The following is a 26804-nucleotide window of genomic DNA, read 5'->3' on the forward strand; positions in this document are numbered from 1 at the left end:
CCGGTGGGCGGGCCCGTGGAGGCGGGCGTCCGGCTGTGCCGAACAGGAAAGACCCGCGGGGCCCGCCGCACCATCCGTAGAAATACCGACTGCCGACGACGCCCACCACCTCGCATGACTGTGCGGTGCACGCCTTGTCCCGCACACACCGGAGCCCTATCGTTAGATCCCAAACGACCTCGTCGCCCGAGCCGCACGGAGGCTCGTATGCTCAGCCACCACCAGATCGCGGCGGCCACCCGTATCGGCATGCTCACCCGCGAGCGCGACACCGCCTCCGCCTGCGCCCAGGCGCTGCGCGAGCTGGCCCGGGCCCTGCCCCTGGACGCGGCCACCCTGCTCACGATCGACCCGCCGACCGGCTCCCACGTCCAGGTCGCGGGCATCGGCTACCCCGCCGAGGTCTCGCAGGCGCTGGCCGGGGAGTTCGTCGCGACACCCTGGTACCGCAACGTCGTGCGGCGGGAGCTGCCGCCGTCCATCTCTCAGGACGCCGAGGACACCGGGCCGCGCTTCAGGAACGGCTGGTTCTACGCGGAGCGGGTCCGCCCGGCCGGGTTCCGCGACGGTGTGACGGGGGCGCTCAGGCAGCACGGCCGTCTCGTCGGCCTCGTGCACCTCTCGACCGAGCGCGCGAACGCCTACGACACCGACGCCCGCCGGCTGCTCGCCTCCGTGATGCCCGCTCTCGCCGCGCTCGCCGACCCGGTCGCGCACGCCGCTGATCTGCACGCCCTGGCGGATGGCGCGGCGAGCCTCGTGACGGCCGACGGCTGCGTGGTCGACCTGCCCGCCCGGGAACGTCCCCGCGTGCTGCGGGAGGACGGGGAGTTCCGTCCGCTGCTCGACGCCTTCGCCGGTACCGGCGGACGGCGGCTGCGGCTGCTGTGGCCCGCCGGGGGTGGCTGGCAGCGCGTCGTACTGCACCGGCACCCAGCGGGCCCCGGCCTCGCGCCGGACGCGGTACTGGTGCACGAGACGCCCACGGAACTGCCGTACGGACTCAGCCCCCGGGAGCTGGAGGTGCTCACCCGGGCGGCCACGGGACAGACCAACCAGGCCATCGCACAGGCGCTGTTCCTGTCCCCGCGGACGGTGCACAGCCATGTCGAGCACCTGCTGCGCAAGACCGGCTGCGCCTCGCGTGCCGAGGCCACGGCCCTCGCGGTCCGGGACGGGCTGCTGCGCCCGGGCCCGGACCATCTGCCGTACTTCGTCGAGGGCTGATCCTCGTCAGGCGGTCAGGGCCGCCACCCGCCGCATGACCTCGCGGCAGAAGGCGCCGACCCCGTTCGGGTCGTCGATGAACTGGTTGGGCTTGATGCAGAAGGTGGTGAAGCCCTGCTCCAGTTGCTCGGGGAGCGAGGCCAGGGCCGCGCCGAGGTCGGCCGGTGCGTGGTCGTCGGGGAAGACGGCCTGGGTGCCGCCGATCATCTCCAGGTCGGCACTGTCCCGTCCGGCCGCGGCCATCGCCTCCTTGAGCGCCTGGAGGTCCTCGGGGGCCGGCCGGCCGAGGGGGTGGAAGCCGTGGCCGTACTTCACCAGCCGGCGCAGGACCGGGCCGTGCAGGCGCTGCCCGCCGAACCACAGCCGGGGGCCGCCGGGGCGGTGGGCCTTGGGCTCGAAGTAGACGTTCCGGAAGGGGTAGTGGTCGCCGTCGTGGGAGATCGGGGACGGCCCCCATGCCTTCGCCCAGACCTCCAGGTGCTCGTCCAGCAGCCGCCCGCGCTCGGCGAAGGGCACGCCCAGGGCGTCGTACTCGTCCTTGCTCCAGCTGACCGTGGGCTGCACCACCAGGCGTCCCTCGCTGATCAGGTCGAGGGTGCCCAGTTCGCGGGCGAGCAGCAGGGGGTGGCGCAGCGGGGCGAGGACGGCCGCGGCGGCCAGGCGCAGCCGGGAGGTGACGGAGGCGATGGCGGCGAGCAGGAGCAGCGAGTTCGGCCAGGGGGTGTACGGGTCCTGGTTGCCCGGCAGGGCGTAGTCGCGGGGGTTGCCCATGACGCCGGCGGCGGACGCGTCGGGGCCGAGGACGATGTGCTCGCTGACCATGACGGCGTCGAAGCCGGCGTCCTCGGCCTCGCGGGCCCAGCGGACGGCGGCGGGCAGGTCGGCGCGGCCACCGGTGAGCGTCCAGTTCTCGCTGAGGACGAGGAGCATGCGGGGAGGGGTGGGCATGTCGGGTTTCCCTTTCGGCTTCGTACAATTTGAGCCCGAACGATGGGCGGTGAGGACGAGCCGCCCGCGTGACGCGTCGCCGCCAGACGAAGGAGCCGCCCGTGCCCGGCCAGCGATCCATCACCGAAGCCGAGAAGCTCGCCGCGGCGAAGCTCGGCGGCTCTCCGATCCGCCGGGAGCAGATGGCGGCCGTGGCGAACATCTACCGGGCCGCGTCCGCCGTGCGGCAGCATCTGGAGAACTCCGTGCTGCGCGGCTCCGACCTGACCTGGACGGCCTTCGTGGTGCTGTGGGTGGTGTGGGTGTGGGGCGAGTCGGAGACCCGGCACGTGGCCGAGGAGGCGGGGATCTCCAAGGGCACGCTGACCGGTGTGGTCCGCACGCTGGAGTCCCGGGGACTGCTGCGGCGGGCGGACCATCCGACCGACGGGCGGCTGGTGCTGCTGAGCCTCACCGAGGAGGGTGAGACGTTCATGCAGCGGGTGTTCCCGGCGTTCAACGAGGAGGAGGCGTTCGTCACCGCGCGGCTCAGCGACGCGGAGTGCCGCAGCCTCGCTGAGTCGCTGCGCAGCGTCGTGCTCCAGGTCGAGGAGCACGGCGAGGAGCGCCGCCAGGCCCTGCTGGACGGCGCGGAGCCCGCGCCCCGGCGCAGCGGGCGCCGGCCCCGCGCCTGAAACCGGCCTCTCACTCCCCCGCCGCGGCCCGTACCAGCGCATCGAACAGCCCCTGCTGGGCCGGGTCCTCGTGTGCGGTGTCCTCCGGGTGCCGCTGGACGGCCGTGAACCAGCCGCCGCTGCCGGGGAGTTCGAGCGCCTCCGCGGTGCCGTCCCACGCCCGGGCGGTGACGCGCAGGCCCGTGCCGAGGCGGTCGACGCGCTGGTGGTGGTAGCAGGACGCGTCGGCCTTCTCGACGCCGGTGGCGCGGGCGACGACGGAGTCCGGCTCCAGGGTGACGGGATGGACGCGGTGCCGGTGTTCGCGCTCCGGGCCGCCCATGTCCTGTTCCAGGGTGCCGCCGAGGGCGACGTCGACGACCTGGAGCCCGCGGCAGATCGCCAGCAGCGGCAGGCCCGACTCCAGGGCGTGGCGGGCGACTTCGAGGTCGAAGGTGTCCTGGAGGTCGTCGACGTCGTAGACGCTTCCACGAGGCCAGCGTCAGCGGGAAGTTCCACGGCACCACCGCATCGACGACACCGGCGGGCTCCCGGGTGACCAGGGCGAGGGCGTCGGGCGCGGTGTGCGGCGAGTCGTCCGTCAGTTTGTCGGCCAGCTGCCCGTACCAGCGGAAGGTGTTGACGGCGGCGCGCAGTTCGATGCCGTACGCTTCCGTGATCGGTTTGCCCATCTCCAGGCTGACGGTCAGCGCCAGTTCCTCGCGCCGCTCGTCGAGCAGGTCGGCCAGACGCCGGAGGACGCGGCCGCGCTCGGCGGGGGCCGGACGCGGCCACGGGCCGGTGTCGAAGGCCCGCCGGGCGGCGGCGACGGCCGCGTCCACCTCGGCGGGTCCCGCGTCGGCCACCTCGGCGAGAACCCGGCCGTCCCGCGGCGACACGACCGGGAACGTGCCCCCGCCGCCGGCCTCCTCGACGCCGTCGATGTGGTGGGCACCGGAGACTTCCAGCGCCTTCGCGCGGCGCAGCCACTCGTCGTGGGTGACAGCCGGCATGCGAACCTCCCCGAGGTCATTTGATTTCAAACAATGTGGATGCGACGGTCCGTCGACCGCGGCGGGGGCGGTCACCCGTGGGCGACCGCCAGGGCCCGTCGCCTGACCCACGCGGTCAGCATGCCCAGGGCCATGACCACCGGGACCGACACCACGAGCCACACGGCCGTGCGGCGTTCGCCGCCGATGAGGGTGGTGAAGTTGGCCAGGATGAGCCAGATCGCGCCCGCGATGCCGAGCGCGCCGAACAGCGGGGCGATCAGCGTGTTCCAGGGGCGGGCGTCCAGGCGTTCGCGACGGAAGAAGGCGACGACGGACACCGAGGTCAGCAGGTACAGGAGCATCATCGCCAGGACGGCGACCCCGCTGAACCACGAGAACAGCGTCAGCACCGGGTCCTTGCCCGTCAGGGCGAACGGCGTCACCAGCGCCACCGCGACGGCGGTCTGCACACAGCCCGCGCCCCAGGGCGAGTGGCGGCGGTTGAGAACGCAGAGCCCGCGGGGCAGCAGCCGGTCGCGGCCGAGCGAGAAGAGGTAGCGGTTGGCGGAGTTGTGGAAGGTCAGGATGCCGGCGAAGAGCGAGGTGGCGAGCAGGACGGGCAGGACGTCGTTCACCCAGCCGCCGAACTCGGCCGCGATGGGCGCGAACACGAACCCGGCCCCGTCCCCGCCCGCCAGCGCCTTGCCCGCGGCGGCGGTGGCCCTGGACGCGCCGTAGGAGGCGATGAGCATCCATGAGGTCAGGGCGAAGAAGCCGGTGACCACGACGACCGACAGATAGGTGGCCCGAGGGACCGTCTTCCTGGGCTCGCGGGCCTCCTCGCCGTAGATCGCGGTGGCCTCGAAACCGAACATGGACGCCACGGCGAACATCACCGCCACGCCCGGCGCCCCGCTCAGGGCGGCGCCCGGGGAGAAGCTGTCGGCGAATCCGAGACCCTCCGGTCCGCCGCCCTTGACGAGGGCCACCAGCGCGAAGACCGACAGGATGCTGAACTCCGCCAGGACGAACACGGCGAGCACCTTGGCGCCCATCTCGATGCCCGCGGCGCCCAGCGCCTGCACGACGGCCATGGTGGCCAGCGTCCAGACCCACCACGGCAGGTCGAGCCCGGCGTGGCTGGCGACCAGGCCGCTCACGATGGATCCGTACAGCCCGTACATGGCGGCCTGGACGGTGCAGTACGCGAAGAGCGCGACACCCGCGCTGCCGGTGCCGGTGGTCCGGCCCAGCCCCTTGCCGATGTACGTGTAGAAGGCGCCCGCGTCGACGACGTGGCGGCCCATGACGACGAAGCCCACCGAGAACAGCAGGATCACCACGCCCGCCACCAGGTAGGCGGCGGGCACACCGGGGCCGTTGCCGAGGGCCACGGCGATGGGGGCCGCACCGGCGATGCCGGTCAGCGGCGCCTGGGCGGACAGGACGAAGAAGAGGATGCCCAGGACGCCGAGGGCGTTGGGCTTGAGCATGCCTGCGGTGGGCGTGTCCGGTTCCGTGCGTTGCCGGGAGACCGTCCGACTGTCCACTCGGATCACCTGCCAGAGGGGAGGAAGGATCGTTTCAGGCCAAACGAGTTGCCTCATCGTGGGGTAGAACTATCCGTTTGGCAAGGGGGGCGGGGCGAGGAGTTCCGAGGTTTTACGCGGTCGAGACGTACCGGCCCTACGCCTCGCCGTCTCGCTCCTCGGCGAGCCGGCGCAGCACCGAGCGCAGCTCGTCCAGGGCCTGCTACGGGTTGCCGAAGACGCCGCAGGCCGGAGCTGCTGGCCCACCTGCGGACTTCGACGTCACCCGCGCGAACAACGACCACGTCACCTTCGGCAAGGGCAGCCCCCACCTGCGCCTGGGCAACCTGCTCGCCCGCACCGAGATCCGCCTCATGTTCGAGGAGCTGATCCCGCGCCTGGCGGACATCCGCCTGACCGGTGACGTGCCGCGTGTGCGCTCCAACTTCGTCAACGGCATCAAGAAGCTGCCGGCGGAGGTCGCCCTCGCGTAACCATCTGTTTATTCCCTCTGAACCACGGATAGTTCACCCAAAAAACCGGCAGACCGTCATTTAGCTGATGGCTCCACCGGTTCTCCAGCGCCGGCGGCCGTCCTCGCCGGCGCTTCAGCCATACACAGTGCGAGGGGTGTGAGGTCGCTCACTTTTGGGATGCCGTCCAGTGGGCAAGGAATCGCCTGGAGGCGGGGTATTTGCCCTGCACACGCAGCGCGCCGGGCAGCGGCGCGCTCGCGGGGCCTCGTGCTAGCATTCAAATGTTCGATCACGACATGGCGAAGCGTCAAATCGACGTTCAAGCGGGGGAACTGAGCGTGTTCGCAAGTGACGATGAGGTGCGAGTGGCGTTGACCGCCGCCACTCGACGGGCCGGAGCGGGCCGTGACGGCGCCCGGCCTGGCGGATTCCCTGAGCACCACCCATCCAGGGGCACAGGCGCCTGCGCGCTGAACTCGGCGTTCGGCGCTGCCAGTTACTGACGTACCACACATGATGAACGGCCCGGATCACGAGCGACCGGTGCAGCGTCGGGCGACGCGGCTTTCTCATGCGTAGGCGCGGAATGGACGCTGTTTCCCACTTCGGCGCGGTCTCCGCACGCTCGAATTCGGCCGGCCCGGAATGACGTGACGGTAAATCCACGGACGGGAATTCGACGGATGCGTGGATGCATCGAGCAACGAGCGGAGTGAAGCCATGACCGATCAGCACCGACTTGGCCTCTTAGTGGACCAGGCCTTCTACGGTTCCACGTACCAGGGCCGCGACGCATGGCGTGCCGCCGCGTTATCCGGAGCCGAATGGCTGTGCATCGTCGAAGAGGCGATGGACCTCAAACCCGAACGGTTGCTGCAACTCCGCGACGACGCGGACTCGGTCGGCCTCCCCATATCCCTGACCGCCTGCCACGCTTTCGGCCTCAGCGACCACCGTGATGTCGTCCGGGAGTTCAACATCTCCCGCACCGAGGCCCATATCGACCTTACGCGCGAACTCGGCGGGCATGTGATGAAGATGCTGCTCGGCGAATGGATCTGGCGCACCATGTGGCCGGAGGCGGCCCAGTGGCAGATCCTGGTCGATTCACTGCGCCGGCTCGCCGACTACGCGCAATCCCGTGACATCCAACTCAGCGTCAAGCCCGAGCCGTTGGACAGTGCCTTCGTCCCCGACGTGGACGCGCTGGTGCGGCTGCTGGACGACGTGGCCTCGCCGGGCCTGCAGGCCAACATCGACGTCTCGCATCTGGTCGTGCAGGGCGTGCCCGCCGCCGAAGTCGGCCGGCTGCCCGGCCGGGTGAACAGCGTCGACTTCTCCGACTCCAACGGCAAATACCACGAGCACCTTGTGCCGGGAGACGGCGTGGCGGACCTGCCGGCCTTCACCGAGCAGCTCCTCGCCGTCGACGCGCAGTGGATCGGTGTCGAGGTGGGCCCGTTCACCGACCCGGAGAACGCCCACGACAAGGTCGCCAGGTCACTCGCCGAGACCAAGCGCCTCTTCGACGCCGCGCGGCAGGCGCGGAACGCCCGTGGCTGAACGGTCCCGCGCGCCGTTCCCGTTCCCTTCCCGGAGGCCCTGATGCCGAACACCGCAGCCGATTCCGACGGCGGAGTCATACCCGAACGGCAGCCCGTCGCCGTACCGGAGGCCTCGCCCGACCCCGTTCAACTCGTACGCCAGGCCTGGGAGAACGTGCTGTGCATCGACACGGCACCCCTGGACACCGGCTTCTTCGACGCGGGCGGCAGCTCCATGCTGCTGGTCATGCTCGCCGATGAACTGGCCGACCTCACCGGCCGGGAGCTGGACGTCGCCGAGCTCTTCCGCCACGACACCGTTCTGAAGCAGGCCAGGCTGCTCGACCCCGACCACGAGACGGACAACCGCCCGGCCCCGCCGGCCGCCACCGGCCGCGGACGACTGCTCGGGGCCGGCCGTCGAGGCCGCGGCGGCACCGCGCCCACGCGCTCCGAGGCACAGCCGGAAGGATCCGCCGCCCGATGAACACCGAGACCGCCATCGCGGTGGTGGGCATCGGCTGCCGCTTCCCGGACGCCGTGACCCCGCAGGAGTTCTGGGACAACCTGGACAAGGGCCAGGTCTCCATCCGGGACATCCCGGACGAGGAACTGCGCCGCGCCGGGGTGGCCCCGGAGACGTCGGCCGCCGCCGACTTCGTGGCGCGGGCCGGGACGCTGCAGGACGCCGAGCAGTTCGCCGCCGAGTTCTTCGGCTACCCGCCGGTGGAAGCCGAACTCATCGATCCTCAGCAGCGGTTGTTCCTGGAAGTCTGCTGGGAGGCCCTGGAGCGGTCCGGCCATCCGCCCCATGACGAAGCCGGCCCGCGGATCGGCGTGTTCGCCGGGACCAGCCACAGCTCGTACACCAGCATGCTCCAGTTCGCCCGGGCCCGCGCCCACGGCGCCGTCGCGCTGGGCGACCTGACCTTGCAACTCGGCGGTTCCGCCGACTTCATGGCCGCCCGGGTCGCCTACAAACTCGGGCTGCGCGGCCCGTCGGTGGCCGTCCAGACGGCCTGCTCCTCGTCCCTGACCGCGGTGCACTACGCGGTGATCAGCCTGCTCTCCGAGGAGTGCGACATCGCCATGGCGGGCGGCACGGGACTGGCCCACCCGCCCGCCGGCTACCGCTACCAGCCGGGCGGCGTGTTGTCCGAGGACGGTTACTGCCGGGCCTTCGACATCCGCTCCTCCGGCACCGGGGCCGGCTCCGGCGTCGGCGTCGTCGTACTGCGCCGGCTGAACGACGCCCTCGCCGACGGCGACCCCGTCCTCGCGGTGATCCGCGGCAGTGCGGTCGGCAACGACGGCGGTGGCCGGCCGGGCTTCACCGCGCCGAGCCCCGCGGGCGTGGCCGACGTGGTGGCCGGTGCGCTCGGCGTGGCCGAGGTGGGCGCCGACGAGCTGCGCTATGTCGAGGCGCACGGCTCGGGCACCCCGCTCGGCGATCAGGTGGAGCTGCGCGGTCTCATCGACGGCCTGCGGGCCACGACCTCGCGCAGCGGGTACTGCGCCCTCGGTACGGTCAAGGCGAACATCGGGCACGCCGGTTCCGCGGCCGGTATCGCGGGGCTGATCAAGGCCGTCCATGTGGCGCGCACCGGCCATCTGGTCCCCCACCCGATGTTCGAACGCCCCCGCGATCCAGGGGTGCTCGCCGTCAGCCCGTTCCACATCCCCACCGAACTGCAGCAGTGCACCGAGCCCGACCGGCAGGTGCTGGTGAACTCGATGGGCCTGGGCGGCACCAACGCGGCGGTCGTGCTGGCCCCGCCGCCGCCCCCGACCCGCCCGTCCGCCGGTGCGCGCCCGGTGGTCCGGTTACAGCTGTCGGCCAGGACCCGTACCGAACTCGACGCACTGTCCCGCAGCCTGGCCGACGAAATCGACCAGGACCGTCACGCGCCCGCCGACATCGCCCACACCCTGCGCACCGGCCGGCACGACTTCGCCGAACGGCGGCTGGTGGCCGCCGCCCCCGACCGGCTGGCCGCCGCCCTGAGACTGCCCCGGCCTCCCGCGGCCCGCACCGTCCGCGCTCAGCCCCGCAGAGCCGTCGTGGCGGTCACGGCCCCGCAGGAGAAGGCGAGGCGCGTGCTGCCCACCCTGCTGGCGGGCCTCGGTGGCCGGGTGGAGCAGTGCGACGCGATCCCCGCGTCACTGCCTTCCGACGTCTACCTTCTGGTGGTCGGTGACGCCGACCCCGGTCCCGACCGGCATGTGCTGCGCGTCGGTACCGACAGTGCGGAAGAGCCGGCCGAGCAGGTGGCGGCCGCCCTCGCCGACGCCTGGCTGCACGGCGTCCCCGTGCACAGGACGCCCGACGACGGCACCGGCCTCCGGGTCCCGCTGCCCACCTATCCGTTCACCCGTCACCGCTACTCGGCGCTGGACGGCATCACCCTGGACGCCCACTCCCCCACCCCTGCCCCCGCTTCCGCACCCGTGGCCACGGACCGCGAAGCAGGCGGACTGGAAGGCGAACTGCTGACCCTGTGGGAAGAGCTGTTCGGCGTGACCGGCATCGGCCCGCACGACGAGTTCGGCGCGCTCGGCGGCAACTCGCTGCTCGGGCTGCGCATGGTGCTGGAAGTGCAGAGCCGGTACGGCATGCTGCTGAACCTGCACCGGGTCGGCGGCAGTCAGGCCACCGTCGTACGGGTCGCCGATGCCATCCGCGGCTGGTCCGCCGAGGACGGCGCCAGGACGGGCGACGCGTCCGACAGCGCTCTGATCGACGCCGACCTCGCCAGGGAGCTGCCACCGCTGCGGCCGCGGCAGGCAGAACCGGGCCAGGACGTCCTGCTCACCGGCGCGACCGGATTCGTCGGCGCCTTCCTGCTGGACGAGCTGCTGCGGTGTACCGAGGGCCGGGTCTACTGCCTGGTGCGGGCCGAGGACGAGGCGCACGGCCGCAGACGGCTGCGGGAGGCGGCGCGGCGCTTCCGGCTGCCCGAGCCCGACCCTCAGCGGGTGCACATCGTGCCGGGCGACCTGGGTGAGATCGCCGAGGTCTGCGAGACGTACCGGGACGGCGAGCTGGGCCGTCGGGTCGGCCATGTGCTGCACTGCGCCGCGCATGTCGTCTTCACCGAGCCGTACCCCGTGCTGCGGGCGGCCAACACCCTGGCCACCCATGCCCTGCTCGGCTGGATGCGGACCAACGGGATCGTGGACATCAGCTATGTCTCCACCCTGGCGGCGTGCGGCCGGGCGCTGGGCACGGGAGACCGGCTGCTGGAGCGCCGGGAGCAGCCCCTGGACCCCGCGGCCGGCGGCTACGGGATATCCAAGTGGGTCAGCGAGCGGATTCTGGAGCAGGCGGAGCGCGACGGCATGCGCGTGCGGGTCTTCCGCCCCGGGCTCATCGCCGGCGCCACCACCACCGGCGCCTGCAACGACCTGGACATGATGTGGCGTCTGGTCGCCGCCTGCCTGGCCGTCGGCGCGTACCCGCTGGACGACAACCGGCTGGCGATCGCCCCCGTCGACCTGGTGGCCCGGGCGATCGTCGAACTCGGCACGCGGCCCGGCTCGGTGGGCCAGGTCTACCACCTGGTGGGCGAGTCCAACGGCTCGCTTCCGGAGCTCTTCGCGGAACTGGCCGGGCTGGGCATGCCGACCCGCGGCGTCTCCGGCGAGGAGTGGGTGCGGCTGGTGTCCGAGCGGGCGCTCGCCACGGGCGACCCGGTGCTGTCCAGCATGGCGCTCTACGAGAACAACGGCGTCGACGCACCCCGCTGGTCGGTCGAGAGCGACGGGTGGCAGGACTGGCTGCGCACAGCAGGTCTCGACCCGCGACTGGACGGCGCCCGGGCCCTGCACACGCTGCGGTACCTCGCCGGACGACCCGAGTTCCAGAGCCTGTTGACCGGCCTGCCGCAGGCCCGCCCACCGCAGGACCGGGACGGTGCGGCACAGCCGGAAGACGGAACCACCCAGTGACGACAGACGGGACGATGATGAACGGGGCTTGGACCACCCGCAGGCTGGCGATCGTGGGCGCGGGCGTGATGGGCGTGGGGATCACCACGCTGGCCGTCGGCCATGGTGTTCCGGTGCTGCTCCTCGACATCAGCGAGGAGCGGCTGCGCCGGGCACAGGACGCGATCCGCCAGGAACTGCGGCTCGCCCGCATGATGGGCAAGCTCCCGGCCGGTGCCGCCGGGGAGCTGACCGTCAGTACCTCCTACGACGATCTGCGCGAGGCCGGCGCCGTCATCGAGGCGGTGACGGAGACCACCGACGCCAAGATGAAGGCGCTGGCCGCGATCTGCGACGCCGTGGCTCCCGGCACTCTGATCACCTCGAACACCTCGGCCATCCCGGTGGACGAACTGGCCGGCTACACCAGCCGGCCGGAGGACGTCGTCGGCACCCACTTCATGAACCCGCCCTATCTGATCCGGGCCGTCGAGGTGGTACGCGGACCGCGCACCGGCGAGGCGGCGATGGCCGCGCTGCGCTCGCTGCTCTCCGCGCTCGACCGGGACGAGGTGCTGGTCGGCGACGGCCCCGGCTTCGTCTCCAACCGGATCCTGATGCGCGTCATCAACGACGCGGCCCGGCTGGTCGAGGAGGGGCGCGCGCCGGCCGAGGCGGTCGACCGGGTCTTCACCGGATGCTTCGGGCACCCCACGGGCCCCCTCGCCACCGCCGACCTCATCGGCCTCGACAACGTCGTCGACACCCTGCGGGTCCTGCACGACCGCACCGGGGACGACGGCTACCTCGCCTGCGACCTGCTGCTGGACAAGGTGCGGTCGGGCGACCACGGCCGCAAGACCGGCAAGGGCTTTCACATCTACGGAGGAACGAGCGCATGAGCACCCTCGACAACGACCTGGCCCGGCAGCCCGGAGCCGAATCCGCTGCCGACCCGGTGCGAGAGAGCCTGCTGGGGTTCCTCCGTGCCCGGACGAAGACCGAATGGGCCGCCGACCAGGACCTGTTCGCCTCGGGAGTGGTCTCCTCGCTGTTCTCCCTGGAACTGCTGCAGTACGTGGAACAGGAGTTCAAGGTCACCGTCGAGGGCGATGACCTCACCTTGGACAACTTCCGTACCGTGCACGCCATGGCCGCACTGGTCGAGCGGCTGCGCGGGGGCGAGCCGGGACCGGGACGGTGAGGGCCGACACGGTCGGTGCCGCCTGTACCGAGCTGACCGAACTCGTCGGCGAACAGGCCGACGAGTGGGACCGGCAGGGGCGGATCCCGGAGGCGGTGGTCCGCGAGGCGTCCCGCCGCGGACTGCTGTGCGCCCAGGTCGGCCCGGAGCACGGCGGGCTGGGCCTGAACAGCCTGGACAACGGCGAACTGACCGCGCACGCCGGAAGCCTGTGCAGTTCGCTGCGGTCGCTGATGACCTCGCAGGGCATGGCCGCCTGGACCATCCAGCGCATCGGCAGTGCCGAGCAGCGCCGGACGTTCCTGCCCCGGCTGACCGGTGGCGAGGTCATCGGCGTGGCGTTCAGCGAGTCGGATGCGGGCAGCGATCTGTCCGGCATCCGCACCGAGATCCGCCGCGACGGTGACTCGGTGCGGGTCAGCGGCTCCAAGATCTGGACGACCGGCGGTGCGTACGCCGATCTGCTCGCCGTCTTCGGCACCTACGGCGACGGAGCGGCCGTGGTGCTGGTGCCCACCGACGCGCCCGGTGTCCGGGTGGAGCGGCTACCGGACCCGATGGGCTGCCGGGCGGCCGGGCACGCCGATGTGCACCTGGACGACGTCGGGTTGCCCGCCGGGCAGTTACTGGGCGGGGCGGGCATGCCGCTGGCCATGCTGGCCACCTCGGCGCTGACCTACGGCAGGCTCTCGGTGGCCTGGGGCTGCGCGGGCATCCTGCGCGCCTGCCTGGACGCCACGGCCCGGCACGCCAAGCACCGTGTCCAGTTCGGCAAACCCCTTGCCGAGCACCAGCTGGTGGCCCGCCACCTGGCCGAACTGTCCGTCGGCGAGCACGTCACCAGGCGCTGTTGCGAGTTCGCCAGCGCGTGCTGGGACGAGGGAAGTCCGCAGACCGGGACGCAGGCGGTGCTCGCCAAGTACGTGGCGGCCAAGGAGGCCGTCAAGGGCGCGGCCGCCGCCGTCCAGGTGCTGGCCTCCCGCGGAGCGCGGGACGGCCACCCGGTCGCCAGGGCGTACCGCGACGCGAAGCTGATGGAGATCATCGAGGGCAGCACGGAGATCAGCCAGCTGCTGCTCGCGGAACACGCACTGGTGGGTTCGATATGACCACGACTGTGAACGACGGCGACGCGGCGGCGGTGGGCATCGGTGCCATCCACTGCGTACTGCCCGATGAGCGCTTCCCCGTGGAGAAGCTGCCGGAGCTGGACAATCTGCCGCGCGAGGAGGCGGACTTCGCCCGCGGGTGCGGCATCCGTACGGTGAGCCGGTTCACCGACGAGGCCACCTCGGCCGGCCTTGCCGCCCAGGCGACACGGGAGTTGCTGGACGGCGCCGACCGGGAACCCGATGTGCTGGTGGCCGTGGGAGCACGCGCCCCGGAGGTCCTGCTCGGCTCGGACTCCGGCCACATCGCGAAGGAGGCCGGGCTGACCTCCGCCTTCTCCTTCGTGCTCGACGGACTCGGATGCACCGGCTCCAGCACGGCCTGGTCCCTGGCCAGGGACCTGCTGCTGGCCGACCCGTCCCGGCACAGCGTGCTGATCACCCATGCCAGCCGTCCGGTGTCGCTGGACCGGGTGCGCTACCCGGTGACCGTCATCGGCGACGGTGCCTTCGCGATGACCATGGTCCGCGGCGGCCGGCCGGTGCTGCGCGCCCACCGCCAGGAGACCGACGGCAAGTTCCACGACCTGTTCCGCGTCGACTACAAGAGTGCGCCCTGGTACGAGTGGCGAGAGGAGTGCCGGTCCGCCGACCGGTACCGGTTCGAGCTCGCCCTGCACAGCCAGCAGCGGCTGGCCCGGCTGGTCGACGAGGTGCTGGCCGAGGCCCAGGTCGACCGCGCCGGGGTCGCCGCCACGCTGATGCAGAACGTGACCGCCCCCGCCTTCCAGTTCTACGAGTCCTTCCTCGGGCTGCCCATCCACCCGGTCTGCCACCGGCACCTGGCGGAGTACGGGCACCTGGGCGCCATGGACGTGGTGCTCAACCTGGACCGGCTGCTGGCCACCGGCGAGCTGGCGCCCGGCGACCTGGTCCTGGTCCTCAACAACAGTCCCGTGGCGGCCTGGGCCGTGACCCTCTGGGAGGTGTGATGAGCACGGTCAAGTGTCTGGTGTGGGACCTGGACAACACCCTGTGGCAGGGAGTGCTGCTGGAGAACGACACGCTCACCCTGCGCCCCGGGGTGCTGGAGGTGCTCCGCCAACTGGACGAGCGCGGCATCCTGCACTCCGTGGCCAGCCGGAACGACCACGAAGACGCCTGGGAGCGGCTTGAGAAGCTCGGCGTGGCCGAGTACTTCGTGCTGCCGCAGATCGGCTGGGGCCGCAAGTCGGACTCGGTACGGACCATCGCCGAGCAACTGAACTTCGCGCCGGGGACCATCGCCTTCATCGACGATCAGCCCACCGAACGCGCCGAGGTCACCCACCACCTGCCGGACGTCCGCTGCTACGACGCCCAGGAGGCTGCGGGACTGGCGGAGCTCCCGGAGTTCAGTCCGGTGGTGACCGCCGACGCCCGTCAGCGGCGCACCCTGTACCAGCAGAAGTTCCGGCGGGAGGCGGCCCGCAGCGAGTTCACGGGACCCGACGAGGACTTCGTCCGTTCCCTGGGGATGCGCATGCACATCGACCGGGCGCGGGCGGAGGATCTGGCCCGGGTCGAGGAGCTCACCCTGCGCACCAGCCAGATGAACGCCACGGGTGTGCACTACTCGAACGAGTCCCTGCGCGCCCTGGTCGACGACCCCGAGCACGAGGTGCTGGTGACCACGGTCGAGGACCGGTTCGGCTCACACGGAGCTGTGGGCGTCGTCCTGCTGCAGCGGCAACCGCACAAGTGGCGCCTGAAGCTGCTGGCCACCTCCTGCCGTGTGGTCAACTTCGGTATCGGCACGCAGCTGCTGCGCTGGCTGATGGACCAGGCCGCCCGGGCCGGTGTCCATCTGGAGGCCGACTTCCGGCGCACCGCCCGTAACCGGATCATGGAGGTCGCCTACCGGTTCGCCGGGTTCGGCAGCGCGCCCTGCGAGTGCCGCGGCGGCGACGGGCCGTCCGAGTCCGGCGAGGGTGTGCAACGGCTGCATCTGGTACCGCAACGGCAGGCCGCTCCTCGGACGTTGACGACCTTCGGGCCCACTTTGTGGTCCGCGGACGACTCCCTGGGCCAGTGGTCATGACCGACGGGGCAAGTAGCACGACGCCGGGCGATCGGGGTGTGGCCGACAGCGTCCCGGACCGTCCCGGCGACGGCGCCGCGCCGTGGAGTGCCTTCGGTCGGCTGTGGACGGCCGGCGCCATCTCGTCGCTGGGCGACGGCATCCGGCTGACGGCGCTGCCGCTGGTCGCCGTCTCACTGACCGACGACCCGCTGCTGATCTCCCTGGTGACGGTGGCCAACTGGTCGCCTCTGCTGCTGTCGCCGCTGGCCGGTGCCTGGGCCGACCTGGTCGACCGGCGCTCGCTGCTCATCGGGATCGACATCGCGCGTGCCGTGGTCGTTCTGCTGCTCGCGCTGAGCCTGGCCACGGGCACGGCCGGCCTGGCGATCGTCTGCGTCGCGGCGGCGGCGATGGGACTCGGCGAGACCGTGTACGTGGTGGCCGCCCAGTCGTTCCTCCCCGCGGTCGTCGACAGCTCCCGGCTGGCGGCGGCCAACGGCCGGCTGCACATCGCCCAGCTGGTCTTCCGCGACTCGGCGGGACAGCCGTTGGGCAGCGTGGTCTTCGTCGCGGCGGCGGCACTGCCTTTCCTCATCGACGGTGTGTCGTTCCTGCTGGGCGCCGCGCTGCTCGCCACCATCGGGCGTCCAGGCACCACCCCGTCGACCGCCCGGCCGGCCGAGCGCGGAACCACCCCGCGCTGGCGTGTCCTGGTCGCCGACGGCGCTCGCCATGTGCGCTCCGACCGCCTGCTGATGTCACTGGCCGGCATGCTCGGCACGCTGAACTTCTTCATGGGCGCCATCGGGGCGCTGGAGGTGCTGTACGTCGTCCAGTGGCTCGGCCTGCCCGAGGGCGCCTTCGGTGTGTTCCTGGCCGTCGGCGCGCTGGGCGGCATCGCCGGTGGACTGCTGAACGCGCCCCTGTCCCGCGCGTTCGGCCTGTTTCCCGCCGCTCTGGCCGCGATGGGCCTGGTGGGCGCGGCCACCTTGGCGATCGGCCTGGTGCGGCAGCCGCTCGTCGCCGCAGCGTCCTTCGCCGCACTCTTCCTGGGCGCCGCGGTCTACCAGTCTCTGACCGTGTCGTTCCGCCAGGCGGTCACCGCACCGGAAAAGCTCGGCCGGGTCAACGGCTTCTACCGCCTGGTGGGAACCGGCACCATCCCCCTGGGCGCGCTGGCCGGCGGAGCGGTGGCGAAGCTGATGCAGGTCAACATCCCCTTCGTGGCGGCCGGCGTCGGCATCCTCCTGCTGGCCGCGCTCACCACGCGCCCCGTGCTGCGCATGGCGGCCCAGCAGCCGGATACCGCGCCATGACCCGATCCCCCGAGGACCCTGCCGCACTCGCAGTCCCGACCCAGTTCCGCGTGGAGCTCCCCTTGTCAGATCACACTCTCTACCAGTGGTTCGCCGAGTCCGTCCGCCGCTGGCCGGACGAGCCCGCGCTGGAACTGCGGGACCAGATCCTCACCTATCGCGAGCTGCACCAGCGGGTCCAGGCGCTGGCCGCCCGCATCGTCGGCGAGCACGGGCAGGTGCCGGACCGGATCGCCCTGGTGGCCTCGCGCACCGCGGCCGCCTATATCGGGTATCTGGCCATCCAGCGGCTCGGGGCTTCCGTGGTGCCGCTGAACGACGACTACCCGCGGCAGCGCAATCTCGACATCGCCCGGAGGGCCGAGGTCGGCGCGGTGCTGGCGCAGGAGGCCCACGGCACCGTCTTCGCCGACCTGCCCGAGGACTTCCGGCCCACGGTGCTCCTCGTCCCCTCGAACGACGCACCGTCCCCGCCGCCGCCCGCGGGCCGGCTGCCCGACTGCCCCACCGACCCGGCGCGGGAGGCGTATCTGCTGTTCACCTCGGGGTCCACGGGTCGGCCCAAGGGGGTGCCGATCCGGCACCGCAATGTCTCCCCGTACGTGGCGTACAACATCGCCCGCTACGAGGTGGGGCCCGGCAGCAGGGTGTCCCAGGCGTTCGGCCTGACCTTCGACCCCTCCGTCTTCGACATGTTCGTCGCCTGGGGGTCGGGAGCCGTCCTCGTCGTCCCGGACCGTGACGACCTCTACCGCCCGGTGGACTTCGTGGTGGACCGTCGCATCACCCACTGGTTCAGCGTGCCCTCGGTGGTCACCACCGCGCAGCGGCTGGGCAATCTGCCGCTGGGCCGGGTGACATCGCTGCGGCACAGCTGCTTCAGCGCCGAGCCGGTCACCGTGCAACTGGTCGACCTGTGGCGCGAAGTGGCACCGGGCAGCCGTATCCACAACCTCTACGGGCCGACCGAGCTGACCATCACGTGCACGGACCACGAGCTGCCCGCCGACCGCGCGCAGTGGACGGCCGGCTCCAACGGGACGGTGCCGATCGGCCGGCCGTACCCGCACATGGAGGCGGTCGTCCTGGACGAGCAGGGCCGGCCCTGCGAGGACGGCGAGCTGTGCGTCCGCGGGCCCCAGCGGTTCGACGGCTATCTGGACCCGGCCGACAACGCCGGACGGTTCCTGACGTACGAAGCGGGCGAGCCCGCCGTGCCCTACGACGGTACCGGCGAACTCACCGCACGCCACTGGTACCGCACCGGAGACCGGGTGCGGCGCGAGGACGGCCTGCTGGTGCACCGCGGCCGGCTCGACAACCAGGTGAAGGTCCTGGGGCACCGGGTGGAGCCCGGTGAGGTCGAGGCGGCGATGCGCCGCCACCCCGAGGTCGTCGACGCCGCCGTGGTCGTGGTCCGCGTGCAGGGCGAGGACCGGCTGGTGGCGGCCTATCTGGGCAAGGACATGCGGGCGCGGGACTTCACCCGCTGGCTGCGGCAGCAGATCCCGCTGCACATGGTGCCCCGCCGGATACAGCACCTGGAGGAGTTCCCCTACAACGACAACGGCAAGCTGGACCGCCAACGGCTCGCCGAGCTGCTCGCCTGATGCTCAGTCAGTGATGTCCGACAGCGGTGTCTCCGCGACCCCAAGCCTCGGCCGCCCGGCGCTCACCACGGCGGCCACGGCGTCCCTGCGGTCGTCGGTCCAGTCGAGGACATACAGCTCGCCGTGGCGGGACAGGCACGGCGAGCCGTCGGGTGTGTCCACCGGCAGGGCGGAAAGATCGGTCTTCGCCATGTCGCCCAGCCTGGTCTCGCCGATCTTGACCAGCGACTCCTTACGCACCCACTGCCGCAGGAAGTACCGGTCAGGCAGGGCCGACGCACGCATCGTCCGCAGCTCCACGTCGCTCAGCACCCGTTCGGCCGCGACCAGTACGGTGTCGGGCACCGTCGCCCGCTCCACGTCGACCCCCACCCGCTGCCGGCCGACGGCCGCGGCCACCACGCCCTGGGTGTGGGACAGACTGACGTGGACGTCCGGCAAACCGGCCAGCGACGGCTTGCCGTGCTCCCGCGAACCGCAGTCGGCGCAGTGCTGCACCAGCGAGAGGGTGTCGGCGGGCACCCCCAGCAGACGGCCGGCACACAGGCGCACCAGCAGGTGCGCCGCCACGAAGTCATCGCGGTCCCGGTCGAACCGGAAGGCCGCCGCCCGGCGTAGTTCGACCGACGTGAGCACGTTCCTTCGCGCCGCAGGGTGGCCGAGCACCTCCTGGGTGCTCACCACCACTGCCAGAGCCTGGTCGTCACGGACGGCGGTGGCCTGCCGCATCGGCGTGATCCTTTCCCTCACCGGGTCAGCAACTGGGAACGCTGCCACCGGCGCCGCGCAGGGCCTTCAGCGCGCTGAGAGCGTCATCGAGCGTATCGACGGGAACCAGTCGCAGCCCTTCGGGGCGAGCGGCCCGGGCTACGGAGCACTGGCTGCGGGGCATCAGGAAGATCCGTACCCCGTCCCGCCGTACGGCCTGCTCCTTGAGCTCGATGCCCCCGACGGCGCCCACCGTGCCGTCGGCGGCGATGGTGCCGGTGCCGCCGATGGTGCGCCCGCCGGCGAGGTCCCCGCCCTGTCCGTCGCCGTCGATCTTGTCGATGATGCCGAGGGCGAACATCAGCCCGGCGCTCGGTCCGCCCACGTCCGGCAGCGTCAACCGCACCCTGACCTTCTTCGGCGACAGTCCCAGGTGCTTCAGTGCCGCTGTCTCGGCGGCATTCTGGGAGTCGTTCATCTCCTGCACGTTGTGCCGCTCGATCTCCTCGATGGACTTACCCGCGGGGTAGACGGCGTCACGAGGCACGACGGCCCGGTTTCCGTCGAACCAGGCGCCCACCACTTCCGGCAACTTCACCGACGTGTCCGGCTGAGTAACCGAAACGACCGTCACCAGCCGGAGTTCGCCCGTCGTTCTCCGGGTCCGGGTGCCATCTATCGCAATGACCGGTTTGCCGTCCTGGGCGCTGAGCACATCGGCGGTGGGACCTGGCACGAGTACCGCGAACGGCAGTGGAGCCAGCAAAGCGACGCCGATCAGAGAAATGACCAGGGTGGCACAGACGACGAGCGTGCGGATGCGAGAAGTCACGGACGTCACCTTTTCAGACGCCATCGTGCCGAAGCAAGGCGGGAGTTGACCCGGTCCGCCCTTTCCGGTCAGCCACTCTTCACCTCGCCATTTACCTGTTTCCGACGGCCTGTCGCGGCCCTCGGTCTATGAGTCGGAGGAATACGTGAACGACATGACTCAGACGGCACCGCAGGCCGTTCTGCCCGACCTGTTCGAGGCTCGGGTGCGGCGGTGTTCTGAGGCTGTGGCGTTGGTGTGCGGGGATGGGGTGGTGTCGTACGGCGAGTTGAACGCGCGGGCAAATCGGCTGGCGCGGTTGCTGGTGGCGCGGGGTGTGGGGCCGGAGCGGGTGGTGGCGTGCGCTTTCCCGCGGTCGGTGGAATTGTTCGTCGCTTTGCTGGCCGTGGTGAAGGCGGGCGGGGTTTATCTTCCCCTGGATCCGGATTACCCGGCGGAGCGGATCGGCTTCATGCTGGCCGACGCCGAACCGGTGTTGGTGTTGACGGCGGGTGAGGTGGCGTCGAAACTCGCGACGGACGCGATACCGGTCGTGGTGGTGGACGACGCGGGAGTGGCGGCGGAATGTGAGGGCCTGCCGGATACGGATCTGACGGACACCGAACGCGGTGGTGTCCTGACGTCGTCGAGCGCGGCGTATGTGATTTACACGTCCGGTTCGACGGGAGCTCCCAAGGGTGTGGTGGTGTCCCACGCGGGACTTGGTTCCCTCGCGGCCTCGCAGATCGAACGGTTCGGTGTACGGGATTCCAGCCGCGTTCTGCAGTTCGCGTCACCGAGCTTCGACGCCTCGGTGTCCGAGGTGTGCATGGCCTGGCTGTCGGGCGCCGCTTTGGTGGTGGCGCCGGCATCACGGCTGCTGCCCGGCGCGGGCCTGGCACAGGTGATCGCCGAGTTCGCGGTCACGCATGTGACCTTGCCGCCGTCGGTTCTCGCCGTGCTGTCCGAGGACGACCTGACGGGCGTGGAGTGTGTGGTGGTGGCCGGTGAGGCCTGTCCGGCGGATGTGGTGGAACGCTGGTCGGCCGGACGCCGGCTGGTGAACGCCTACGGCCCGACCGAAGCAACGGTCTGTGCCACGGTGAGCGAGCCGCTGACGGGCCGCCGCGTACCACCGCTGGGCCGCGCGATCACCGGTGCACGGGTGTATGTGCTGGACGACGCCTTGCGGCCGGTCCCCGCCGGTGTGGTCGGCGAGCTGTACATCGCCGGTGCCGGCCTGGCCCGGGGCTATCTGGGCCGTGCCACGGTGACCGCGGAACGGTTCGTGGCCGACCCCTTCGGCCCCGCCGGATCACGCATGTACCGCTCAGGAGACCTCGTACGACGACGCACGGACGGAGAACTGGAGTTCGTCGGCCGCGCCGATGACCAGGTCAAGGTCCGCGGGTACCGGATCGAACCGGGCGAGATCGAATCGGCACTGCGAGACCACGCCATGGTCGAACAGGCCGTGGTGACCGCCCGCGAGGACCGAACCGGAGACGTCCGACTGGTCGGCTACGTAGTGCCCTCCGCACACGCCGAACCCGACGAACACGCCAACGCCCACCAGGTCGACGAATGGCAGCACATGCATGACCTGGTGTATTCGGAAGGCACCGGGAGCGAGGCCGCTACGGAATTCGGTGAGGACTTCTCCGGTTGGAACAGCAGCTATGACGGTTCGCCGATCCCGCTGGCTCAGATGCGGGCGTGGCGCGCCTCCACGGTGGAACGGATCCGCTCGCTGAACCCGCGCCGGGTGCTCGAACTCGGAGTCGGCAGTGGCCTGTTGATGGCGAAGATCGCCCCGGAGTGCGAAACATACTGGGGCACTGACTTCTCGGCGGCGGTGATCGAGAGGCTGCGCGGGCAGATCGCCTCTGTTCCCGAGCTCTCGGACCGGGTGGAACTGCGGAGTCAAGCTGCGGACGTGGTGGAGGGACTGCCGACCGGCTTCTTCGACACCATCGTCATCAACTCGGTGGCGCAGTACTTCCCCAACACCGAGTATTTCGTGCGGGTGATACGGCAGGCGACGGAACTCCTCACCCCCGGCGGGTCGTTGTTCATCGGCGACATCCGCAACCTTCGTCTGCTGAGGCTGTTCCGCACAGCGATCGAACTGCGACGGTCCGGCGGCTCTGCCGAAGTCTCGGTTCTGCGGCAGATCGTCGAGCAGAGTATGGCGCTGGAGAAGGAACTGCTCGTCGACCCCGAGTTCTTCACGGCTCTTGCGGATGTACTGCCCGATGTCGTGAGCGTTGATGTCCGGATCAAGGACGGCACCCACCACAATGAGCTGACCCGGCACCGGTACGACGCCGTGCTGCGCAAGCAGCCGGCACGTGCGGTGTCCTGGCGGGACGCGGAGCAGCTGCGCTGGGGCCAGGACATCACCGACCTGGACGCTCTGGAAGAACTGCTGTCACGGCGGGGCACGGAGCGCCTGCGGCTGACCGGAGTACCGAACCGCCGGCTGGCCGGAGAACTGGCGGCCGTCGAAGCGGTGGCGGACGGACGACCGGTGACCGAAGCACTGGCCCAGCTCACCACGGACGGACCCGGGATGGAGCCGGACACCTTCACCCAGCTGGGACACCGGCTCAGCCTGTGGACCGCCGTCACCTGGAACTCGCACGGCGACGACGGCCGCTTCGACGTACTGTTCGCGCCGCACGAGACCATGTCCGACGCCGTCCCGACGGACGTCTACCTGCCGGCCGCCCAGACACACGACGAGCTGACCGCCTACACCACCAATCCCGGAGCATCCCTCAGCACCGCCGCGCTGACCACCGAACTCCGCCACCACCTGCGCGAACGCCTGCCGGAGTACATGGTCCCCGCCGCCATCATGGCCCTCGGCACGATCCCGCTGACACCCAACGGCAAGGTGGACCGCAAGGCCCTGCCCGCCCCCGACTTCGGCACGGCGGGCAGCGGACGCGCACCACGCTCGCCCCAGGAGGAGATCCTGTGTGAGCTGTTCGCGGACGCTCTGGGCATCGCTCGGGTCGGTACCGACGAGAACTTCTTCGCGCTCGGCGGTCATTCCCTGCTGGCCACCCGTCTGATCAGCCGGATCCGCACGGTACTCGGCGTGGAACTGCCGATCGCGGTGCTGTTCGAGGCGCCGACGGTCGCGGGGGTGGCCGAGTGGCTGCGTACGGCAGATGCGGGGGTGCGCCCGGCGCTCGTGCCGGCGGTGCGGCCGGAGGTCGTGCCGTTGTCGTTCGCGCAGCGACGGCTGTGGTTCCTGCATCGGCTGGAAGGACCGAGCGCGACCTACAACATCCCCCTCGCGCTTCACCTCTCGGGCGCGGTGGATGTCGCCGCGCTGCGGGCGGCGCTGGGAGATCTGGTGGCCCGGCACGAGAGCCTGCGCACCGTCTTCCACGAGACCTCAGGTGAACCGCAGCAGGTGATTCTCGATCCTGAAGCAGTCCCCGACCTGTTGAGCACGGTGGAGACCGACTCCGACGAACTGAACACCCAACTGCGGCGGGCCGCTCGCCATGCCTTCGACCTGACCGCCGAACCGCCGTTGCGTGCCACGCTCTTCGTGGTCGAGCCGGACGCGTACGTGTTGTTGCTGCTGTTGCACCACATCGCGGGCGATGGATGGTCCGCGGCGCCGTTGTCCCGTGATCTGGCGACGGCCTATGAGGCACGGTGCCAGGGACGGACGCCGGGGTGGGCGCCGCTGCCGGTGCAGTACGCCGACTACACCCTCTGGCAGCGCGACGTCCTCGGCGACTTCACCGACCCGGACAGCCTGTACGCCCGCCAGCTGGCCTACTGGAAGGCCCGCCTGGACGGCATCCCCGAGGAAATCGCGTTGCCGTTCGACCGGCCACGTCCCCAGCGTGCCACGTATCGAGGCGACGCGTTGCCGGTGGAATTGCCGGCGGAGTCGCACCGGCGGCTGCGGGAACTGGCACGGGACACCGGCACCAGCGTGTTCATGGTCCTGCAAGCCGGCCTGGCCGCCCTGCTGACCCGGCTGGGTGCGGGCACCGACATCCCGATCGGCAGCCCCGTCGCCGGACGCACCGACGAAGCCCTCGACGGCCTCGTGGGCTTCTTCGTCAACACCCTGGTACTGCGCACCGACACCTCCGGCGACCCCACCTTCCACGAACTGCTCCAGCGGGTACGCGACACCGACCTCGCCGCCTGGTCACACCAGGACCTGCCCTTCGAACAACTCGTCGAAGCCCTCAACCCCACCCGCACCGCGGCCAGGCAACCCCTGTTCCAGGTCGTCGCCGCCCTGCAGAACGCGCCCGAGAGCGACTTCGACCGTCTCGGCGTACGGTCCCGTTCCGAACTGGTGGGGACGGCGACCGCCAAGTACGACCTGTTCCTCAGCCTCTGGGAGCGCCACGACGCGCAGGGCGAGCCGGGCGGTCTGGACGGCTTCATCGAGTACAGCACCGATGTGTTCGACCGAGGCACCATCGAGATGCTCTCCGCTCGGTTCATACACCTGCTGGAGACGCTGACCGCCAACCCCGACCAGCCTCTCGCGCACACCGACATCCTCCTGCCCGGAGAACAGGAGTCCCTGCTGGACCGGTCCGCGGAGGCGACCGGCGCGATCGAGGCAACGCCTCTTCCGCAGGCGTTCGAGGCTCGGGTGGGGCGGTGTTCTGAGGCTGTGGCGTTGGTGTGCGGGGATGGGGTGGTGTCGTACGGCGAGTTGAACGCGCGGGCGAATCGGCTGGCGCGGTTGCTGGTGGCGCGGGGTGTGGGGCCGGAGCGGGTGGTGGCGTGCGCTTTCCCGCGGTCGGTGGAATTGTTCGTCGCTTTGCTGGCCGTGGTGAAGGCGGGCGGGGTTTATCTTCCCCTGGATCCGGATTACCCGGCGGAGCGGATCGGCTTCATGCTGGCCGACGCAGACCCCGTTCTGGTGTTGACGGCGGGTGAGGTGGCGTCGAAACTCGCGACGGACGCGATACCGGTCGTGGTGGTGGACGACGCGGGGGTGGCGGCGGAATGTGAGGGCCTGCCGGATACGGATCTGACGGACACCGAACGCGGTGGTGTCCTGACGTCGTCGAGCGCGGCGTATGTGATTTACACGTCCGGTTCGACGGGAGTTCCCAAGGGTGTGGTGGTGTCCCACGCGGGACTTGGTTCCCTCGCGGCCTCGCAGATCGAACGGTTCGGTGTACGGGATTCCAGCCGCGTTCTGCAGTTCGCGTCACCGAGCTTCGACGCCTCGGTGTCCGAGGTGTGCATGGCCTGGCTGTCGGGCGCCGCTTTGGTGGTGGCGCCGGCATCACGGCTGCTGCCCGGCGCGGGCCTGGCACAGGTGATCGCCGAGTTCGCGGTCACGCATGTGACCTTGCCGCCGTCGGTTCTCGCCGTGCTGTCCGAGGACGACCTGACGGGCGTGGAGTGTGTGGTGGTGGCCGGTGAGGCCTGTCCGGCGGATGTGGTGGAACGCTGGTCGGCCGGACGCCGGCTGGTGAACGCCTACGGCCCGACCGAAGCAACGGTCTGTGCCACGGTGAGCGAGCCGCTGACGGGCCGCCGCGTACCACCGCTGGGCCGCGCGATCACCGGCGCACGGGTGTATGTGCTGGACGACGCCTTGCGGCCGGTCCCCGCCGGTGTGGTCGGCGAGCTGTACATCGCCGGTGCCGGCCTGGCCCGGGGCTATCTGGGCCGTGCCACGGTGACCGCGGAACGGTTCGTGGCCGACCCCTTCGGCCCCGCCGGATCACGCATGTACCGCTCAGGAGACCTCGTACGACGACGCACGGACGGAGAACTGGAGTTCGTCGGCCGCGCCGATGACCAGGTCAAGGTCCGCGGGTACCGGATCGAACCGGGCGAGATCGAATCGGCACTGCGAGACCACGCCATGGTCGAACAGGCCGTGGTGACCGCCCGCGAGGACCGAACCGGAGACGTCCGACTGGTCGGCTACGTAGTCCCCTCCGCACACGCCGAACCCGACGAGCACGCCAACGCCCACCAGGTCGACGAATGGCAGAAGATCTACGACGAGCACTACACGAAAACGGCTGATCTGCCCGTCGGTGAGGACTTCTCCGGTTGGAACAGCAGCTATGACGGTTCGCCGATCCCGCTGGCTCAGATGCGGGCGTGGCGCGCCTCCACGGTGGAACGGATCCGTTCGCTGAACCCGCGCCGGGTGCTCGAACTCGGAGTCGGCAGTGGCCTGTTGATGGCGAAGATCGCCCCGGAGTGTGAAACGTATTGGGGCACTGACTTCTCGGCGGCGGTGATCGAGAGGCTGCGCGGGCAGATCGCCTCTGTTCCCGAGCTCTCGGACCGGGTGGAACTGCGGAGTCAAGCTGCGGACGTGGTGGAAGGACTGCCGACCGGCTTCTTCGACACCATCGTCATCAACTCGGTGGCGCAGTACTTCCCCAGCACCGGCTACCTGGTGCGCGTGATACGGCAGGCGATGGAGCTCCTCGCCCCCGGCGGGTCGGTGTTCATCGGCGACGTTCGCAACATGCGCTCACTCAGGGCCTTCCGCACCGCGATCGAACTGGGGCGAGCCGGAAGCACTGCCGAGATCTCCGAGGTGCGCACGGCAATCGAGCAGAGCATGGCGCTGGAGAAGGAACTGCTCGTCGACCCCGAGTTCTTCACGGCTCTTGCGGATGTACTGCCCGATGTCGTGAGCGTTGATGTCCGG

17 protein-coding genes and 3 pseudogenes are annotated in these 26804 nt (G+C 70.8%); 14 read left to right on the forward strand and 6 right to left on the reverse strand.

The features are described 5' to 3' along the window. The first annotated feature begins 207 nt into the window (after positions 1-207). A complete protein-coding gene (locus NW895_RS17265; protein ID WP_289936456.1) occupies positions 208-1227 on the forward strand; it encodes a LuxR C-terminal-related transcriptional regulator in 1020 nt (339 codons plus the stop codon). A gap of 6 nt (positions 1228-1233) precedes the next feature. On the opposite strand, the gene NW895_RS17270 is transcribed toward NW895_RS17265, so the two are convergent. Beyond that, positions 1234-2175, reverse strand: a complete 942-nt coding sequence (locus tag NW895_RS17270) for a TIGR03619 family F420-dependent LLM class oxidoreductase (RefSeq protein WP_289936457.1) — start codon at positions 2173-2175, stop codon at positions 1234-1236. A 101-nt stretch (positions 2176-2276) separates the two neighbouring features. Between NW895_RS17270 and NW895_RS17275 the strand changes: the two genes are divergently transcribed. After that, entirely contained in the window at positions 2277-2849 is a 573-nt protein-coding gene (locus NW895_RS17275; RefSeq protein WP_289936460.1) for a MarR family transcriptional regulator, read from the forward strand. A gap of 10 nt (positions 2850-2859) precedes the next feature. Here the strand turns inward: NW895_RS17275 and NW895_RS17280 are convergent. The 3 genes and pseudogenes from NW895_RS17280 to NW895_RS17290 all read right to left on the reverse strand — a co-directional run. Further along, positions 2860-3315, reverse strand: a pseudogene (locus NW895_RS17280) (gamma-glutamyl-gamma-aminobutyrate hydrolase family protein); the annotation flags it as partial. Further along, positions 3314-3841 (reverse strand): annotated as a pseudogene (locus NW895_RS17285) (aldehyde dehydrogenase family protein); the annotation flags it as partial. The pseudogenes NW895_RS17285 and NW895_RS17280, both read right to left, overlap by 2 nt. A gap of 71 nt (positions 3842-3912) precedes the next feature. Further along, the gene (locus NW895_RS17290) at positions 3913-5373 is read right to left on the reverse strand and encodes an APC family permease (protein ID WP_289936462.1); all 1461 of its coding nucleotides are present in this window, start codon (positions 5371-5373) and stop codon (positions 3913-3915) included. Between the two features lie 251 nt (positions 5374-5624). Between NW895_RS17290 and NW895_RS17295 the strand changes: the two are divergent. From NW895_RS17295 to NW895_RS17345, 11 genes and pseudogenes are all read left to right on the forward strand, one after another. Continuing rightward, a pseudogene (locus NW895_RS17295) lies at positions 5625-5846 on the forward strand (cytochrome P450); the annotation flags it as partial. A 702-nt stretch (positions 5847-6548) separates the two neighbouring features. Further along, positions 6549-7391, forward strand: coding sequence for a sugar phosphate isomerase/epimerase (locus tag NW895_RS17300; RefSeq protein ID WP_289936463.1), 843 nt, complete (start codon positions 6549-6551; stop codon positions 7389-7391). Between the two features lie 42 nt (positions 7392-7433). After that, positions 7434-7859, forward strand: a complete 426-nt coding sequence (locus tag NW895_RS17305; protein ID WP_289936466.1) for an acyl carrier protein — start codon at positions 7434-7436, stop codon at positions 7857-7859. After that, a complete protein-coding gene (locus tag NW895_RS17310) occupies positions 7856-11320 on the forward strand; it encodes a thioester reductase domain-containing protein (protein ID WP_289936468.1) in 3465 nt (1154 codons plus the stop codon). Before NW895_RS17305 ends, NW895_RS17310 begins: the two co-directional genes overlap by 4 nt. 14 nt (positions 11321-11334) lie before the next feature. After that, positions 11335-12201 carry a 3-hydroxyacyl-CoA dehydrogenase family protein gene (locus tag NW895_RS17315; protein ID WP_289936527.1) on the forward strand — a complete coding sequence of 289 codons (867 nt, stop codon included), beginning with the start codon at positions 11335-11337 and terminating at the stop codon, positions 12199-12201. Continuing rightward, on the forward strand, positions 12198-12503 hold the full coding sequence (locus tag NW895_RS17320) for an acyl carrier protein (RefSeq protein WP_289936469.1): 306 nt from the start codon (positions 12198-12200) through the stop codon (positions 12501-12503). The genes NW895_RS17315 and NW895_RS17320 overlap by 4 nt, the downstream gene beginning before the upstream one ends. Then, positions 12500-13612: an acyl-CoA dehydrogenase family protein gene (locus NW895_RS17325; protein ID WP_289936470.1), complete on the forward strand. Its 1113-nt coding sequence runs from the start codon at positions 12500-12502 to the stop codon at positions 13610-13612. The genes NW895_RS17320 and NW895_RS17325 overlap by 4 nt, the downstream gene beginning before the upstream one ends. Then, positions 13609-14604: a 3-oxoacyl-[acyl-carrier-protein] synthase III C-terminal domain-containing protein gene (locus tag NW895_RS17330; protein WP_289936473.1), complete on the forward strand. Its 996-nt coding sequence runs from the start codon at positions 13609-13611 to the stop codon at positions 14602-14604. Before NW895_RS17325 ends, NW895_RS17330 begins: the two co-directional genes overlap by 4 nt. Beyond that, positions 14604-15692, forward strand: coding sequence for an HAD-IIIC family phosphatase (locus NW895_RS17335; RefSeq protein WP_289936475.1), 1089 nt, complete (start codon positions 14604-14606; stop codon positions 15690-15692). The genes NW895_RS17330 and NW895_RS17335 overlap by 1 nt, the downstream gene beginning before the upstream one ends. A gap of 38 nt (positions 15693-15730) precedes the next feature. Next, the gene (locus NW895_RS17340) at positions 15731-16990 is read left to right on the forward strand and encodes an MFS transporter (RefSeq protein ID WP_289936478.1); all 1260 of its coding nucleotides are present in this window, start codon (positions 15731-15733) and stop codon (positions 16988-16990) included. Positions 16991-17052: 62 nt separating this feature from the next. Further along, positions 17053-18600, forward strand: a complete 1548-nt coding sequence (locus tag NW895_RS17345; RefSeq protein ID WP_289936480.1) for an amino acid adenylation domain-containing protein — start codon at positions 17053-17055, stop codon at positions 18598-18600. 3 nt (positions 18601-18603) lie between these two features. Here NW895_RS17345 and NW895_RS17350 read toward each other — a convergent pair whose 3' ends face one another. Continuing rightward, a complete protein-coding gene (locus NW895_RS17350) occupies positions 18604-19329 on the reverse strand; it encodes a 4'-phosphopantetheinyl transferase family protein (RefSeq protein WP_289936481.1) in 726 nt (241 codons plus the stop codon). Positions 19330-19354: 25 nt separating this feature from the next. Then, positions 19355-20140, reverse strand: coding sequence for a hypothetical protein (locus NW895_RS17355; protein ID WP_354670096.1), 786 nt, complete (start codon positions 20138-20140; stop codon positions 19355-19357). A gap of 154 nt (positions 20141-20294) precedes the next feature. On the opposite strand from NW895_RS17355, the gene NW895_RS17360 reads away from it, so the two are divergent. Next, positions 20295-26804: non-ribosomal peptide synthetase (locus NW895_RS17360; protein WP_289936483.1), on the forward strand; the 6510-nt coding region annotated here is incomplete at its 3' end.

Origin of the sequence: Streptomyces sp. S.PNR 29, assembly GCF_030386795.1 — a bacterium.
Taxonomy (GTDB): Bacteria; Actinomycetota; Actinomycetes; order Streptomycetales; family Streptomycetaceae; genus Streptomyces.

Excerpts from the sequence above, each read along its gene's own strand:
- NW895_RS17300 (WP_289936463.1), top strand. The coding sequence starts at position 6,549 with ATGACCGATCAGCACCGACTTGGCCTCTTAGTGGACCAGGCCTTCTAC.
- NW895_RS17330 (WP_289936473.1), top strand. The coding sequence starts at position 13,609 with ATGACCACGACTGTGAACGACGGCGACGCGGCGGCGGTGGGCATCGGT.
- NW895_RS17335 (WP_289936475.1), top strand. The coding sequence starts at position 14,604 with ATGAGCACGGTCAAGTGTCTGGTGTGGGACCTGGACAACACCCTGTGG.
- NW895_RS17305 (WP_289936466.1), top strand. The coding sequence starts at position 7,434 with ATGCCGAACACCGCAGCCGATTCCGACGGCGGAGTCATACCCGAACGG.
- NW895_RS17350 (WP_289936481.1), bottom strand. The coding sequence starts at position 19,329 with ATGCGGCAGGCCACCGCCGTCCGTGACGACCAGGCTCTGGCAGTGGTG.
- NW895_RS17265 (WP_289936456.1), top strand. The coding sequence starts at position 208 with ATGCTCAGCCACCACCAGATCGCGGCGGCCACCCGTATCGGCATGCTC.
- NW895_RS17310 (WP_289936468.1), top strand. The coding sequence starts at position 7,856 with ATGAACACCGAGACCGCCATCGCGGTGGTGGGCATCGGCTGCCGCTTC.
- NW895_RS17315 (WP_289936527.1), top strand. The coding sequence starts at position 11,335 with ATGATGAACGGGGCTTGGACCACCCGCAGGCTGGCGATCGTGGGCGCG.
- NW895_RS17270 (WP_289936457.1), bottom strand. The coding sequence starts at position 2,175 with ATGCCCACCCCTCCCCGCATGCTCCTCGTCCTCAGCGAGAACTGGACG.
- NW895_RS17320 (WP_289936469.1), top strand. The coding sequence starts at position 12,198 with ATGAGCACCCTCGACAACGACCTGGCCCGGCAGCCCGGAGCCGAATCC.